Annotated in this window: 12 protein-coding genes; 9 read left to right on the top strand and 3 right to left on the bottom strand. The window is 50.6% G+C overall.

Annotated elements, in window-relative coordinates:
* Positions 1-211: 211 nt before the first annotated feature.
* The 4 genes from thyA (at position 212) to ACI1P2_RS19475 (ending at position 6,038) form a co-directional block, all read left to right on the top strand.
* Positions 212-1,006 (top strand): thymidylate synthase, encoded by a 795-nt coding sequence (gene thyA / locus ACI1P2_RS19490; RefSeq protein WP_355321713.1) that lies wholly within the window; start codon positions 212-214, stop codon positions 1,004-1,006.
* 54 nt (positions 1,007-1,060) lie between these two features.
* Positions 1,061-1,546, top strand: a complete 486-nt coding sequence (locus ACI1P2_RS19485) for a dihydrofolate reductase (protein ID WP_355321712.1) — start codon at positions 1,061-1,063, stop codon at positions 1,544-1,546.
* Positions 1,547-1,951: 405 nt separating this feature from the next.
* On the top strand, positions 1,952-3,439 hold the full coding sequence (locus ACI1P2_RS19480) for a glutamate synthase subunit beta (RefSeq protein WP_355321710.1): 1,488 nt from the start codon (positions 1,952-1,954) through the stop codon (positions 3,437-3,439).
* Positions 3,440-3,794: 355 nt separating this feature from the next.
* Entirely contained in the window at positions 3,795-6,038 is a 2,244-nt protein-coding gene (locus tag ACI1P2_RS19475; protein ID WP_355321708.1) for a type IA DNA topoisomerase, read from the top strand.
* Between the two features lie 19 nt (positions 6,039-6,057).
* On the opposite strand, the gene ACI1P2_RS19470 is transcribed toward ACI1P2_RS19475, so the two are convergent.
* Together ACI1P2_RS19470 and ACI1P2_RS19465 are read right to left on the bottom strand one after the other, a co-directional pair.
* On the bottom strand, positions 6,058-6,819 hold the full coding sequence (locus tag ACI1P2_RS19470; protein ID WP_355321706.1) for an HAD family hydrolase: 762 nt from the start codon (positions 6,817-6,819) through the stop codon (positions 6,058-6,060).
* Positions 6,820-6,860: 41 nt separating this feature from the next.
* Positions 6,861-7,778, bottom strand: coding sequence for an ArsR family transcriptional regulator (locus ACI1P2_RS19465; protein ID WP_355321704.1), 918 nt, complete (start codon positions 7,776-7,778; stop codon positions 6,861-6,863).
* A gap of 388 nt (positions 7,779-8,166) precedes the next feature.
* On the opposite strand from ACI1P2_RS19465, the gene ACI1P2_RS19460 reads away from it, so the two are divergent.
* The 5 genes from ACI1P2_RS19460 (at position 8,167) to ACI1P2_RS19440 (ending at position 13,578) form a co-directional block, all read left to right on the top strand.
* Positions 8,167-8,892, top strand: coding sequence for a phosphonate ABC transporter ATP-binding protein (locus tag ACI1P2_RS19460; RefSeq protein ID WP_355321702.1), 726 nt, complete (start codon positions 8,167-8,169; stop codon positions 8,890-8,892).
* 14 nt (positions 8,893-8,906) lie between these two features.
* Complete coding sequence (locus ACI1P2_RS19455; RefSeq protein WP_355321700.1) at positions 8,907-10,220, top strand: hypothetical protein; 1,314 nt, start codon at positions 8,907-8,909, stop codon at positions 10,218-10,220.
* Positions 10,213-10,911 carry a response regulator transcription factor gene (locus ACI1P2_RS19450; RefSeq protein WP_355321698.1) on the top strand — a complete coding sequence of 233 codons (699 nt, stop codon included), beginning with the start codon at positions 10,213-10,215 and terminating at the stop codon, positions 10,909-10,911. Before ACI1P2_RS19455 ends, ACI1P2_RS19450 begins: the two co-directional genes overlap by 8 nt.
* The gene (locus ACI1P2_RS19445; RefSeq protein WP_355321696.1) at positions 10,908-12,347 is read left to right on the top strand and encodes a sensor histidine kinase; all 1,440 of its coding nucleotides are present in this window, start codon (positions 10,908-10,910) and stop codon (positions 12,345-12,347) included. The genes ACI1P2_RS19450 and ACI1P2_RS19445 overlap by 4 nt, the downstream gene beginning before the upstream one ends.
* A gap of 142 nt (positions 12,348-12,489) precedes the next feature.
* The gene (locus tag ACI1P2_RS19440; protein ID WP_355321694.1) at positions 12,490-13,578 is read left to right on the top strand and encodes a GNAT family N-acetyltransferase; all 1,089 of its coding nucleotides are present in this window, start codon (positions 12,490-12,492) and stop codon (positions 13,576-13,578) included.
* Between the two features lie 80 nt (positions 13,579-13,658).
* Here the strand turns inward: ACI1P2_RS19440 and ACI1P2_RS19435 are convergent, their stop codons facing one another.
* Positions 13,659-14,879 carry a glucose-1-phosphate adenylyltransferase gene (locus ACI1P2_RS19435; RefSeq protein ID WP_355321692.1) on the bottom strand — a complete coding sequence of 407 codons (1,221 nt, stop codon included), beginning with the start codon at positions 14,877-14,879 and terminating at the stop codon, positions 13,659-13,661.
* Positions 14,880-14,919: the final 40 nt, after the last annotated feature.

The raw sequence follows: 14,919 nt of genomic DNA, 5'->3' as shown, positions 1-14,919 counted from the left end.
TCTTGGTATAAGCTTCCTTGGATCACAAGAAAACTACTGCTAAACGCGGTCTGTCTTCTATGAATGTACGTCGGTAGACGTTTTTTCATCTGGAGAGAGTCGGCGGCTCATGGTACACTAAGAGTCAGGATGTTTATAAGCGATGACGTGATCTGGTGAAACCGGACGAATGCTGTCATATACAATGCTTGCATGAAAAGGGGTATGCGAAGTGAAAAATTATTTGGATTTGCTGAATGATATTATGGAGCATGGAACGGACAAGAATGATCGCACCGGCACTGGAACCCGTTCCGTTTTCGGGAGACAGCTCCGTTTTGATTTGTCAGAAGGGTTCCCGCTCGTGACGACAAAAAGAATCCATCTGAAATCGGTCATTCATGAGCTGCTCTGGTTTTTGCGCGGCGATACCAATATAGCTTATTTGAAGCAGCATGGTGTCACGATTTGGGATGAGTGGGCGGATGAGAACGGTGATCTCGGTCCTGTATATGGCTCGCAATGGCGCGCCTGGGAAACACCGGATGGAAGAACGATTGACCAGATTGCTAATGTTATCGATTCCCTTAAAAACAATCCGGACTCGCGCAGACATATAGTGAGTGCGTGGAATGTTGCGGAAATCGAGCGGATGAAGCTGCCGCCATGCCACTTTGTATTTCAATTTTATGTTGCGGACGGCAAGCTGTCCTGCATGCTGACGATGCGTTCGGTGGATACCTTCCTGGGGCTGCCTTTTAATATCGCAAGTTATGCTCTGCTTACGCATATGGTGGCCCAGCAGTGCGGTCTCGAAGTGGGCGAATTTATCTGGTCCGGCGGGGATGTGCATATTTATTCAAATCATTTCGAGCAGGTGCGCACCCAACTGCAGCGCGAGCCTTATCCGCTGCCACAGCTGGTAATCAAGCGGAAGCCTGATTCGATTTTCGATTATACATTTGAAGATTTCGAGTTTGTGAACTATCAGCATCATCCGGCGATCAAGGCGCCAGTGGCGATTTAAAGACGGTAGAACTGTCAGGCCAAGCCTTCGGCTGCATAAAAAGGGGGGATTTACATGAGTATTTCCATGATATGGGCAATGGATAAGAACGGAACGATCGGGCGGGATAATGCCCTCCCATGGAGACTGCCGCGGGATATGGCATTTTTTAAGGAGCAGACCCTTGACAAAATGGTGCTGATGGGCCGTAAAACCTGGGAATCCTTCGGCGGCAAAAGCCTGCCGCAGCGCAACAATGTCGTTCTGACCCGTGATTCTGATTATACCGCGAATGGAGCGGATGTGATTCACAGCCTTGACGAAGGGCTGAAGCTGGCCGAGCGGGAGCAGCTTATGATTATCGGTGGGGCGGAGATTTACAAGCTGTTTTGGCCTTATGCCGACGAGCTGATTGTAACTCATATTGATGAAGCTTTCGAGGGAGATACCGTCTTTCCGGATCTGGATTGGAGCGTCTGGGAGGTTGTGCGCGAAATTCCGGGCATAACGGACGAGAAGAACCCTTACCGGTATCGCTTTGTTTTTTATGAAAGAGCATAATTGCTGGAAGGCGAAGCTCATAATCAAATAAATATACGATTTTTATATTTATTATACAGACCTGGCTATGGTATACTATTTGAAATATTTATTGATGTGATTGAAAATACATTTCGCTTTTCGCTAAAAAGTTGCACAGTATTTCAACACTTTTCTGCTTTATTGTGATACAATGAATCAAATTTGGTTCAATTAAGTTTTACCGTTTCACATTCCTGAGCGCCCTTTATGAAGATATCAGAAAGTATAAACTTCTTGGTATAAGCTTCCTGATATCGCAAGAAAAACTACTGCTAAACGCGGTCTGTCTTCTGTGAATGTACATCGATAGATGTTTTTCTTATGAGGGGGTTGTGGAATGTTCGTTGAAGCGGGCACAGATAAGAGGAGATGGGGGAACGTAAGATGTCTACACCAACAGGGTTTATGGAGTATAAGAGACAGCTTCCTGCAGACCGCGACCCGCTGGAACGGGTTAAGGACTGGGAGGAGTTCCATAAGCATTTGAGCGAAGAAGAATTGCGCACACAGGGTGCCCGTTGCATGGACTGCGGAACCCCTTATTGCCATACAGGCTTGGATATGGCCGGCAGCACATACGGCTGTCCTGTTCATAATCTCATTCCCGAGTGGAACAATCTTGTATACCGCGGACTCTGGAAAGAGGCCTTAGACCGTCTGCACAAGACGAACAACTTTCCGGAATTCACCGGGCGTGTCTGTCCCGCTCCATGCGAGGGTTCATGTACTGTCGGTCTGATCGGACAGCCCGTGACGATCAAGAACATTGAAGAAGCGATTATTGAGAAAGGCTTTGAAGAGGGCTGGGTTGTTCCCAATCCGCCTGAGAAGCGTACTGGCAAGCGCGTAGCTGTCGTCGGTTCCGGTCCTGCGGGATTGGCAGCCGCTGCTCAGTTGAATAAAGCCGGCCACACTGTAACCGTATACGAGCGTGCCGACCGTGTAGGCGGACTGCTGACGTACGGCATTCCAAGCATGAAGCTGGATAAAAAGGTGGTACAGCGGCGCGTGGAGCTGCTTGAGGCGGAAGGAATTCAGTTCATTACCGGAACGGAAATCGGCAAGGACATTCCGGCACAGCAACTGGTTAATGAGTATGATGCAGTAGTATTATGCGGTGGCTCAACGAAGCCGAGAGAATTCAACATTGAGGGAAGCGATCTGAACGGTGTTCATTATGCGATGGACTACCTGAACGGAACGATCAAGAGCTATCTGGATTCCGATCTGCAGGATGGTAAATTCATCAATGCCGAAGGCAAGGACGTTATCGTTATCGGCGGCGGCGACACCGGCTCGGACTGTGTAGCCACAGCGCTGCGTCATGGCTGCCGCAGTGTAACCCAATTCGGTACGCACAGCAAGGCGCCGCTGGAACGGGATCCAATTGCCAATCCGTGGCCGCAATTCCCGAATGTGTATCAGCTCGATTACGCCCAGGAGGAAGCAAAAGCCATCTTCGGTGATGATCCGCGTGAGTTCTCCATCATGACAACGAAATTTGTTGGGGATGAAAACGGCAACCTGAAGGAGCTTCATACTGTACAGATTCAGCGAATTGTCGACGAAACAGGACGCAAGATCTATCAGCCGATTCCTGGCACAGAGCGTGTATTCCCTGCGCAAGTGGCCTTGATTGCCATCGGATTTGACGGCCCTGAGCAAACCATCATCGAACAGGTGGGCCTGGAAACCGACCGCCGTTCGAACGTGAAAGCCCGTTATGGCAAATATGTAACGAATGTGGATAAAGTGTTCGCTGCCGGCGACATGCGCCGCGGGCAAAGTCTGGTTGTCTGGGCGATCCACGAAGGAAGAGAAGTGGCCCGTGAAGTGGATAAATATTTAATGGGCTCTTCCGTCCTGGTTTAAACTTTTATTATAGCTATAATTCTATTTCTCGAGACTCCGCTTAGACGGGGTCTTTTTTGCACCTTTATCGTCATTAAATATAACATATAACTCTTATCTTAGCCACAAAATATGTGCAAGAAATGAAAATTTATTTGGAAAGTTAAAATACATTACGTAAAATGAATTTATAATGTTATGAAATATAACATTTACATATCTTAAAAGCGATTTGCTTCTTCTTTAGAAGGATCGGCTTCTGTGGTATAATAGGGTGTATTCATGGCATGAAGCTTTCTTTGACGAAAGCTTTTTTTGCTTCTAAACGGACAGGGCAAGCCTGCTGAAGCAGCAGGGGCTAGGGAGGAAGAAATGGATGAAGACGCTGGTGATCGCCGAGAAACCCGATATGGGACGGACGATAGCGGCTGTGATCGAACCGCATGCCAAGAACAACCGCACCTATTTAGAAGGAGAACGTTATATTGTAACCTGGGCTATCGGTCATTTGCTGGGACTTGCCGAGCCGGATGCTTATGATCCGAAGTATAAACGCTGGAATATCAATGATCTGCCCATCATACCGGAGCATTTCAAAATTGTGCCCAATCCGAAGACGAAGGATCAGCTGAAAACGATCGGGGAGCTGGCCAAGCGCTGCGCTGCCATCGTAAATGCTTGTGACGCGGGGCGTGAGGGCCAGTATATTTTTGCTTTGATCCAGCAGCAGCTGAAATTGCGGCAGCCCGTAAAGCGATTGTGGATCTCGGATTTGACGGCCGAAAGCATTTCAAAGGGCTTCGCGAATATGAAGGATGCTGCGGAGTATGAAAACCTGACGCTTGCGGCCCGGGCGCGCAGTGAAGCCGATTGGCTGATCGGCATGAATGCTTCGCGTGCTTTTACGACCAGGCATAATGCGCTTTTGTCTGTCGGCAGGGTGCAGACCCCTGTGCTGGCCTTGATCTTTGACCGGGAGAAGGAGATTGCCGCGTTTGAAAGCCAGACCTTTTATGAGGTGTTGGGCTTTTTTAAGCAGGGACAGACCGAATATAAAGGCATATGGCAGGGAGACCGCCTGACTGAGCAGGAGAAGGCGGCTGACATTGCCGCCACGGTCAAAGGCAAAACAGGCAGTATTGCCAAATATGAAGTGAAGCCGACGAAGGAATATCCTTTCAAGCTGTATGATTTAACCCTGCTGCAGCGCGAGGCGAACGCCAAGTACGGATATTCAGCCAAGAAAACGCTGGATCTTGCACAGGCCTTGTACGAGCGCCATAAGGTCATTTCTTATCCGCGAACGAACTCCAATTATGTAACCGAGCAAAATATCGAAGGCATGCACAAAGCGCTGCATATGCTGAAATCCGGCCCGTACGCGGAGCTTGCGGACAATGCCAACGCAGGACTTGTTCACAAGCAAAACAAATCGGTCTGCAATCCGGCCAGGGTTGAAGATCACCATGCCATTCTGCCAACGTTGAAGAAAGCGGGTACCCTCAGCAAGGATGAGCAGAACATTTATGATCTGGTGGTGCGCCGCTTTTTGTCTCATTTTTACCCACCGGCGGAGTACAAGGTGCATACGGTGCTGACGCGGGTGGAGCAGCATACCTTCAAAACAGGCATTAAGGAGCTCGTCTCACTGGGCTGGAAGGTCGTGCTTGAGGCTGTTGCATCGGAGAAAGAGAAGAAATCGGGCAAACGCGGCAAGAAGGATGAGGAGGGAGAGACGGAGGAGTGGACGGAAGGACATTTCGAGCTCGATCCTGCACAGCCTGCCCATTGCATCAAGTCGGAAGTGAAGGAGAAAGCGACCCAGCCGCCTAAAAGCTACACAGAAGGCACTTTGCTGAAGGCAATGGAGAGTGCGGGCAAGCAGATGGAGGATGAGGCGCTGCGCGAAGTGATGAAGGATGCCGGCCTGGGCACACCTGCCACCCGCGCGGCCACCATTGAGCGGCTCAAGCAGGTCGGTTATATCGAGATGAAGGGCAAGCGCATCCTTATTACGGAAAAGGGAATGACGGCCATCGAGCTTATCCGGCACGCCGGGGTCGAACTGCTGGCGAGTCCGGAAATGACCGGACAATGGGAACGCAGATTGAACCAGATTTCCAAGGGCGAGGCTGCCCAGGAAAAGTTCATGGAAAATGTAAAGAAGTTCACTTTTTCAGTCATTGAGAAGGTCAGAAAGCAGGCGCCTGCCGCGGCGGATTCCTTCGGCGCGGACCGGGGCAATCGGACGCGTAAGGGCCGAACAGGCGGCAGCGGAAGAGGAAAAACCGAAAGCTCAAAAAGCGCCCGGAGCGCCTCCGCATCAGCGACCCTTGTGGCTGAGCGCACGAAGCTCGGGGATTGTCCCCGTCCGGGCTGCGGAGGCATGATCATCGAAGGCCGCAAAGGGTACGGTTGCACTCATTTCAAGCAGGGCTGCGGGTTCGTCATCTGGAAGGAGTACAAGGGCAAAAACGTATCGGAAGCGATGCTGAAATCGCTGCTGAGCAAAGGCCAGACCCAGCTATTGACGTTCAAGCGCAGCGACGGTTCGGCTGTTAAAGCCAGAATTGTGCTGGAGGATGCACCGACGGGCAAGCTGGGCGTGAGAAGGGAATAACTGACAGCAAAAACGGACCCTAGCCAAGGGTCCGTTTTTGCTGGTGAATTTGAATGCTTTCATGAATGACGCGGGGAACTTCCGTCAGAGTTCTGATCGTATACATGACAGAGGCAGGCTTCTGCTGCAGCTCTACCATGTTATACACCCATTCCTTTTCCTGCTTCAGATAGATCGCATGGATTCCTGCTTCAAGCGCAGGCGAGACGTCTGTACGGAGTGAATTGCCAATCATCCAGGTCACACTGCGGTCAAACCGGTTCATCCGCAAAATTTCCTCCAACGCCTGTATATTTTTGTGCTGGCGGATGAAAATGCGGTCATCAAAATATTTGGACAGCTTCATCTGATCGATCTTGCGCTGCTGGATTGCCGTTTCCCCGCCGGTATACAGATAAAGAATATGGCCGGCCTTGCGCAGGGATTCAAGGGTTTCCACCATCCCGGGATAAGGCTCCACTTCCTGATCATATACGCTTCTTCCCAGCAGCAGGAGCTGCTCCTCCTCCGTTTGCACGTAACTGCGTTGGTAGGCATCACAGAAATAACGGTACGTTTCAACCAATGAGCGTGGAAAGTGCTCACTGGCAAAGCCAAGCTTTTTCACACCCGCGACATCAATTTCGATCTGCTTGTCACGGATTACCTCGGTCGTCAGCCCTTCATCGGCAAACCATTCCTGCAGCGTCTCATAAAACTGGTCAAGAATCATATCGAAGTACTTGTTGCAGTATATTAACGTATCGTCCAAATCAAATATAATTTGCTGCCGTGTGATCATAAACTGTTGATTTCCTCCCTGACGGCCGGATAAGAGGCTGGTCAAATCCGGACGTACGATTCCAAAAACATTTGCAGATCCGAGGTGCCCTCGGGGCGGATGCTGAACTTTTCCTTGCCGTAACGACCGATGTGAATGCGCAACAGACCAGCCACCCGCAAAATCATCAAGTCAGACATCAGCTCTTCATCCGCCTGCTTTAAATCCCGGCGCATGTCGGAGAGCGATTTCGGCTCGCCGGCAAAATAACGGAGCAGCCGCAGACGCTGCGGATCCGCAACAGCCCGGGTCAGTCTCAGCAAAATGGTAGGCGGCTCATCCTCGTCCTCCTCGGGCATATCCACCGGGTACTGGATCAGCAGCATCCGGCTGTAGAAGCAGTACGTGTTGATTGGCCGGTTATGCGCACTCGGGAAAAGGACAACCGTATCCAGATCCTGCAGCGGAGGAACCACCAATCCTGCCGTGGCGTACTCTACGAGCGCATCGGGGTCCATTTTGCCAAGCAGCATTTTTTTCTCCTCGGCATCCTCAAACGCGATGGCCCGCAGTTCCCCTTCCTGCTGGCGGAAGTACTCCTTGTCCCAGGCGCGGAGCAGGGGGGTGTAAGTGCGGCGGATTCTGACGGATTCCTCCGGAGTCAGGAAAGGCAGATGATGAAAGACCCGCTCAAACAGCAGTTGGTCGTCACTGCTCTCCAGATAGGCCAGAAAATCAGCGATTTCATCAAAACCCGGCCTTGTAAAGGCCCATGCATACAGAACATCATAATCATTAAAGGGCAGATCTCTGGCTGTGTCGATGGCTTGTTTAGCTTCAGAAGATAGTTTGTTATCAACCTGCTCAATCCATGCGGTGCCCACATCCAGATCCCGGACCCATTTTTTGGTGACGTATACCATAAAGCTTCCGAGCAGCTCATAAATCGGAGATGCGTCAATTTTGACCTCGTAGCTCATGCGACAAAATGCCTCCTGTCAAGACAGCCTGCTATTGCAATCTCGAAAATAATTGCGTCAACATTCATTATCGCTTGTTTTGCCGGACGTTGTCCACTATAATGTGAACTAGTCTGTCCCAATGAATGTACATAACCGGAAGAGTTTATTCAAGTAATGATCTAATTGCATTGCAATCTGCACCAATAACTGTGTCGTCATCAGTATCCCGGCTTACTGAAATCATCAGTGAATCCGGGTCTGGATGACGATTTATTTTTTGTCTCATTGCACTGAACAATAGGTTTCCGGAACATTTGTTTGCATGGAAATTAATCTATGTTTACAATAAACTTAAGTAGAAGCAAGTTCTAAAATACATTGGTGCGGACAGAAGGGGAAAAAGCCGATGATCAGAATAAGGCAGCTGACCAAACATGTCGGAGCAGACAGAATTCCGGTGCTCCGCAATATAAGCGCGGACATCCAGGCTGGTGAATTTATTGCGCTTGTCGGACCAAGCGGCAGCGGAAAGAGCATATTGCTGCGCTGTCTGGCGCTGAAGGAAGCGTGGGACGGCGGCAGTTTAATGATAGACGGGGAAGACGTACTGAAGAACGGAATTTCGGGGAAGCTGAAGCTGCGGCGGGAATGGGCTTTTCTGGAGCAGAATCCTTATGTGAATCTGAACCGGAGCGCACTTAAAAACGTATTGATCGGCAGAGCTGGCCAAACTCCTGTCTGGCGCATGATTTCGGGAATGGTCCGTTCTGATGATTATATGGGAGCGATGGATACACTTGAAGAGCTGGGCTTGCTGGATAAAGCTCATGCCAAATGCGAGAAACTAAGCGGGGGAGAACGTCAGCGGGTAGCCATAGCCCGCGCCCTGGTGCACGGCGCCAAGGTGATTTTGGCGGATGAGCCGGTGAACGGCCTTGATCCTGCCGCTGCGGACAAGGTGCTGGAAACGCTGCGGGAGCTGTGCAAGCAGGAGCGGATCACCGTCATCAGTGTGCTTCCGCTGGAGGCGGCCGAACGTTTTGCTTCGCGGATCTGGGGGCTGCAGGGTGGCGAAATCGTCTTCGACGTTCATGGACGGAGATTAACTTACGGGGAGAAAAATATGCTTTGAACGGAAGTGAATGCATGTTAACAAGACTGCGCGTTCTGGGCTTCGCAGGACTTCTGCTGGCTGCGGTTTTTTTGCTGGCAGGCTGCGGCATCGGCAACGAAACGGACCCGGTCTCCTTAATGAGAGAGCCGGTGATGCCGGACGGCAACCAGAAGCTGCATAGTGTGATCACCTCACAGCTTGCCGGAAATCAGATTGTCAGCCCGCGCGATCCGGAGGATACAAGCTCGATCCGGGTGGGGGATTTAAATAACGACGGGATACAGGAAGCCGTCTTGTTTTACGAGACGCCTGAGGACGAAAATGTGCGCATTCACGGCATGCTGCTGGAGAATCAGAACGGCACATGGGTAAAGAAGCTGACGTTTAACGGCGCGGGTCTTGTGCTGGAATCGTTCAAGCTCGTGGATGTGACAAACGATGGATCGATCGACATTGTAGCCGGCTTCTCGCGCGGCGAAGAGGATTCGGAGAACACCCTGATGGTCTATTCCTATACCGGCAGCTCATTGGAAATTGTCTGGCAGATGCCTTATTCCCATTTTGTGGTGGACGATAACAGGCAAAAGCCGATGGATATGAATGGCGACAAGGTCACGGATATTACCATTATTTCTTTTTTGCGCAACGAGTATTTTACGGTCACAACCTATCAGTATAACAACGGATTCCGGGAAATCGGACGGCTTGATCTGGAGAGCCAGTTATCCAGTGTGTACAATGTGGCGGCAGGCCAGGTGGCCAAGAATACGACCGGGCTTATTATCGATACGATGATCACCCAGACCGCGTCGGTGTCCAATATTATTATCATGAAGGGCGGCCGGATGCAGCGGCTTGATCTCGTGGATCATACATACAGGGATGCCGTTATTCTAAGTGAAGATGTGGATAAGGACGGAATTCTCGAGTTCGGGCTGCTTGAACGGCCCGCGGGTTGGGAGGATGCCGATCCGACGGAGGTGCCTTTCTTTGTTTCCTTCTATCAGTGGGACGGTGAACAGGGCACGATTTTCAAGGTGCAGCAGTACCGGGACAACCAGAACCTGTTTATTCTGAACATCCCGAAGGATTTGCACGGCAAAGTGACGATTGACCGCGACTCGGACAAAAAGCGTTATCTGCGCTTCGTAAGGATTGAAAATGAAGAAGTGCTTGCGGAAATCAGGTTTTTCCCGCTTTCCCAATGGGATGGGGTCAGCGGCGGCTGGGAGGAACTGGTGCGTACAAGCGGCCAGGTGGTTGGCATCAAAGAGTCGGGAGCATTTAAACGCAAAGTGGGAAATATGTTAAATACAGCGGTGGAAAGGGAGGAGAGCAGTGAGTAAAGTTTTGATTCTTGAGGATGAAGAATCCATTCGCAGTTTTATTGTCATTAACTTGAAGCGCAACGGATTTGAAGTATTGGAGGCAGGAGATGGACATGAGGCTCTCAGTCTGCTGAATTCGGTGCCGGATATTGATATCGCGCTGTTGGACGTGATGGTGCCCGGCATCGACGGCTTTGAGGTATGCCGCAGGGTCCGTGAAACCAATGAACGTCTCGGCATCATTTTTCTGACAGCCAAGGTACAGGAGCAGGATAAGGTATACGCTCTCTCCGTAGGCGCGGACGACCATGTCAGCAAGCCGTTCAGCCCGACGGAACTGATCGCCCGCATCCATTCGCTGTTAAGACGGGTCAATGTGCACCGCGAGACGGCTGCCAAGGTGTCGTTCCATTCCGGTCCGTTTACGCTCGACCTGATTTCCAAGCAGTTCAAAAAGAACGGTCAGGCGATCGAGCTGACACCGACCGAATTTTCGCTGATCCAGTTTTTTCTGGAGAAAGAAAATACGCCGCTCAGCAGGGATGTATTGCTTGACCATGTTTGGGGCAAGGAATATATGGGGGACCCGAAAATTGTGGACGTGAATATCCGGCGCCTTCGCCAGAAGATTGAGACTAATCCGTCAGAGCCCGCCTATTTGCAAACCGTATGGGGCCACGGATATAAATGGAAAGGTCAGGGTCAATGATTAAGAAAGGGATCCGCAGGCAGATTGTCCTGCATTACTTTTTTGTGGTATTTCTGGCTCTGCTGCTGGCGGAGATCGTTTTCTTATTCGCGATGAGATCCTATTATTACGATACTATCTACCGGCACATCGAGTTGCATGCCGATTATGTGGCCGATCTTACTCAGCCTTTGCGCATGCCGGGACAATCCCTGAACGCGAATTTGATCAATAACTTCAAAATAGAAAGAACACTTCTGGAAGTGCTTGACGAGCAGGGAAATGTCATTATCAATTCCACGGGCTTTGAATCAGACCGGAAAATCCAAACCAGTGACGTTGCCCAGGCCTTGGCCGGAGGGAACGGACGGTGGGTGGGGAAGCAACCGGAAACCGGCCAGCAGGTGATGGCCATATCCAAAAAGCTGTCAGGCATCGGTGGGGATAATGTCTATATTCTTCGTTACGTAACCTCGCTTGATGTCGTAAACGACAGACTCTTTTATATTACGCTGTTGTCCATCAGTGTGGGAGCGGCCGTATTGACGATCGTCCTCATTTTCAGCGTCGGTCTGGCCAATTCCATTGTAAGGCCGCTTAATGAGATTACCGAAGTGTCGACCCAGATGGCCGAAGGAAAATTCGACGCCCGTATCAGAGGCAATTATCAGCATGAGCTTGGCGAGCTTGCAGCCACCCTGAACTATATGGCACAGGAGGTTGTGCATACCAATCAGGTGAAGGATGATTTTATTTCCTCCATTTCCCACGAGCTGCGTACTCCTTTGACCAGCATCAAAGGCTGGAGCGAGACGCTGAACTCGGGGGGCTATGATCCGGAGGAGACGAAAATTGGGATGCAGATTATTTCCAAGGAGACGGACCGGCTGATCGGGCTTGTAGAAGAAATCCTCGATTTCTCCAAGCTGCAGAGCAATGAGATGAAGCTGGTGATGGGAACTGTCGATCTGCGGCAGCTGCTGCAGGAAATTATGCTGAATGTGTGGGCCAAAGCGGAGATGAAGAAGATCAAGCTCAATCTGGATACTGAAGAGCAGCCCTATCTGGTGCACGGGGACGGCAACCGGCTCAAGCAGGTATTTCTCAATATTGTCGACAATGCGATCAAGTTCTCCCATGAGAACTCCTATATTTACATCAGCTTAAAAAGGGCGGATCAGCAAATCGCCGTATCCGTTCAGGATACGGGAATTGGAATCAGTGAGGAGAATCTGCAAAAGGTACGGGACCGTTTCTTCCAGGTTGATCATCAGAATGGGGGAACGGGTCTGGGTCTTACCATTTCCCAGCAGTTTGTTGAACGCCATGGCGGGGAAATGGTGATGGACAGCGTGTTTGGGCAAGGCACCACCGTTACGGTTAAACTTCCCGCCCTGGAAGAACAGAGCGTTCCGGCTGAATTGGTTGAAGCTGAAACCACTGAGCAATCGCATTGAGCATCATTCGGGACTCTGCCATTAGGCAGGGTCCTTTTTTAATGCTCGGGCCAATCTTCAGCTGGAAAGCTTATGTCTGCACGACTCACCTTTTTTTTGGTATGATAATCATCAATATACATAAGGAAGCGGGGACTCATCAATGAATGATGCCAAAATTATAGATGCTGTATCCACGAATCTGGGTTTAATGCAAATCACGGAGGCGGACCCTTCGCAAACCGGTATCGTCACGGCTTTGCTGCAGGAAGCGGCGGGCTGGCTGTCAGAGCAGCAAATCAAGCAATGGGACCGTTCCCTGTTTACCGAGCAGCGGGTTACTGAATATTTTATGGACAGAAAGGTATATGTCGCCTATATCAACGACGAGCCTGTCGGCATGTTTACATTACAGGATGAGGATCCCGCTTACTGGAAGGACCGCAACGACAGCAGTTTCGGCTACCTCCATCGGCTCACCGTCCGCAGGCGCTGTAGCGGGTCGGGCATTGGAGAACATTTGCTGCGCACGGCAGAACACACCGTGGCAGAAATGGGGAAAAGGGGACTCCGCCTCGACTGCAGCTCAGACAATCCGAAGCTGAACAACGTGTATAAGAAACAAGGCTTTCGCTTCATGGGCATCTCGGATATGGGCGGGCGATTTGTCAATCTCTATGAAAAGCAGCCACAGCAGGATACCGACAGGAATATTCGGTTCGTGTATATGCTGGACAAAGATTTACCGCTCTTTCAGCAATGGGCTAGCACACCCGAGTTTCAGATGCAGTGGGCAGGCTCTTCCTGGGATCATCCGCTGCAGATGGATACGCTGAATCAGTATCTGGAGAATGCCAACAATCCTGCCGCTGATGGAAAACTCGTATACAAAGTGCTGCATGCCTTGTCCGGAGACACCATTGGCACGCTGTCCATCGGGGTGGACAGGCGCAATCTGTCGGGCCGAATCGGCAAGGTTGTGATCGGAAATCCGGAATACCGGGGCAGAGGCTGCGGACGCAGCATGATTGATGAAGCGCTCCGCATCGGTTTTGAAGGGCTGAAGCTTCATCGCATGACTTTGGGTGTATTTGATTTTAACGAGTCAGCCATCCGCACGTATGAATACGCAGGCTTTAAACGGGAAGGACTGATGAGGGAATGCGCCCGGATTGGCAATCAGTATTGGAGCCTTATTGAAATGGGGATTTTGCGCAGCGAGTGGGAGGAGAGAAGAGCAGCCCAATCCTGAAAAATCTTCTGATCTTTGACCGCAGCAGACATAAAAAAAGGATGTGCAAAGTTGCCAAACTTTTGCACATCCCTTTATCATTAAGAAGACAGACCTTCTGCACGCCGGCGGGCGTTTTTCTCATATGCGTCCTTCAGCAAGCGGGCAGCCTGAGGTCTGACGGCAGGCTTACCGAGAACAGTTTCATACGGGCCGATAACCACAATTTCGTTGGCAGATCCTTTAATGACGGCACCATCCTTGATGACTGCACCTTCTCCGATAATGGCCCGCTCAATGATGACATTGCGGCCGATTTTCACGTTTGGCATGACGACGCTGTCTACAATCCGGGTCGATTTGCCAACTTCTACACCGCAGAATACAACGGACCCGTCCGCGGTTCCTTCCATATTGCAGCTTTCATGCACCAGGCAGTTGTTCAGCTGCGGCAGAGAGTTGCCGCGCGCGCTCAGCTTTGGCCGCCATTCACGGGTAAACATCGGCCAGTCCTGGCGGTTCAAGTCAATTTCACATTCGGCCGTCAATAGGTCCATATGAGAATCCCACAGGCTTTGCACGGTGCCCACATCCTTCCAGTAGCCCTGAAATTCATAGACACACACCGGCTCCACATCGGTGATCATTTTAGGAATGATATCCTTGCCAAAGTCGTGGCTGGAGCTGTCGTCTGCCGCATCCATAATCAAAAGCCGTTTAAGGTAGCTCCATTTGAACAGATAAATGCCCATAGAAGCCAGGTTGCTTTCCGGCTGTTCCGGTTTTTCGGCAAAACGGGTGACATGCTTCTGCTCATCCGTGCTCAGAACACCGAAGCGGCTGGCATCCTCCCAAGGCACCTCCATTACGGAAATGGTGGCAGCGGCTCCTCTCATTTTATGAGCTTCCAGCATTTCACGGTAATCCATATAATAAATATGATCGCCGGAAAGAATGAGTATATGCTCCGGATTTTGCTGATCGATATACTCCAGATTTTTATAAATGGCATCAGCTGTTCCCAAATATTCGGAGTTGCCTGTATTATAAGAAGGAAGGAGCGTAATGCCTTTATCCGTCGTACTGTTCATTCCCCAAGGTTCACCCTCGCCGATATGCTGGTGAAGCGACTCCGCTTCGTATTGAGTCAAAACACCGACCGTATCGATTCCAGAGTTCACGCAATTGCTGAGAGGAAAATCGATAATCCGGTAACTGCCGCCGAATGGAACGGCGGGTTTGGCTATGATCGAAGTCAGCGGTGCCAAGCGGCGTCCTTCTCCGCCAGCGAGCAACATGGCAATGCATTCTTTATTGTACATCTCGATTCCCTCCCGAAATTTTGTCAATGTAGTACATACA

The sequence above is a fragment of the Paenibacillus jiangxiensis genome, assembly GCF_046098255.1.
Taxonomy (GTDB): Bacteria; Bacillota; Bacilli; order Paenibacillales; family Paenibacillaceae; genus Paenibacillus; species Paenibacillus jiagnxiensis.
This window is presented reverse-complemented; position numbering and strand designations above follow the sequence as displayed.

What these genes read in the sequence shown, in the direction of transcription:
- ACI1P2_RS19485 (WP_355321712.1), top strand. Translation starts at nt 1,061, where the DNA reads ATGAGTATTTCCATGATATGGGCAATGGATAAGAACGGAACGATCGGG.
- ACI1P2_RS19480 (WP_355321710.1), top strand. Translation starts at nt 1,952, where the DNA reads ATGTCTACACCAACAGGGTTTATGGAGTATAAGAGACAGCTTCCTGCA.
- ACI1P2_RS19475 (WP_355321708.1), top strand. Translation starts at nt 3,795, where the DNA reads ATGAAGACGCTGGTGATCGCCGAGAAACCCGATATGGGACGGACGATA.
- ACI1P2_RS19470 (WP_355321706.1), bottom strand. Translation starts at nt 6,819, where the DNA reads ATGATCACACGGCAGCAAATTATATTTGATTTGGACGATACGTTAATA.
- ACI1P2_RS19465 (WP_355321704.1), bottom strand. Translation starts at nt 7,778, where the DNA reads ATGAGCTACGAGGTCAAAATTGACGCATCTCCGATTTATGAGCTGCTC.
- ACI1P2_RS19460 (WP_355321702.1), top strand. Translation starts at nt 8,167, where the DNA reads ATGATCAGAATAAGGCAGCTGACCAAACATGTCGGAGCAGACAGAATT.
- ACI1P2_RS19455 (WP_355321700.1), top strand. Translation starts at nt 8,907, where the DNA reads ATGTTAACAAGACTGCGCGTTCTGGGCTTCGCAGGACTTCTGCTGGCT.
- ACI1P2_RS19445 (WP_355321696.1), top strand. Translation starts at nt 10,908, where the DNA reads ATGATTAAGAAAGGGATCCGCAGGCAGATTGTCCTGCATTACTTTTTT.
- ACI1P2_RS19440 (WP_355321694.1), top strand. Translation starts at nt 12,490, where the DNA reads ATGAATGATGCCAAAATTATAGATGCTGTATCCACGAATCTGGGTTTA.
- ACI1P2_RS19435 (WP_355321692.1), bottom strand. Translation starts at nt 14,879, where the DNA reads ATGTACAATAAAGAATGCATTGCCATGTTGCTCGCTGGCGGAGAAGGA.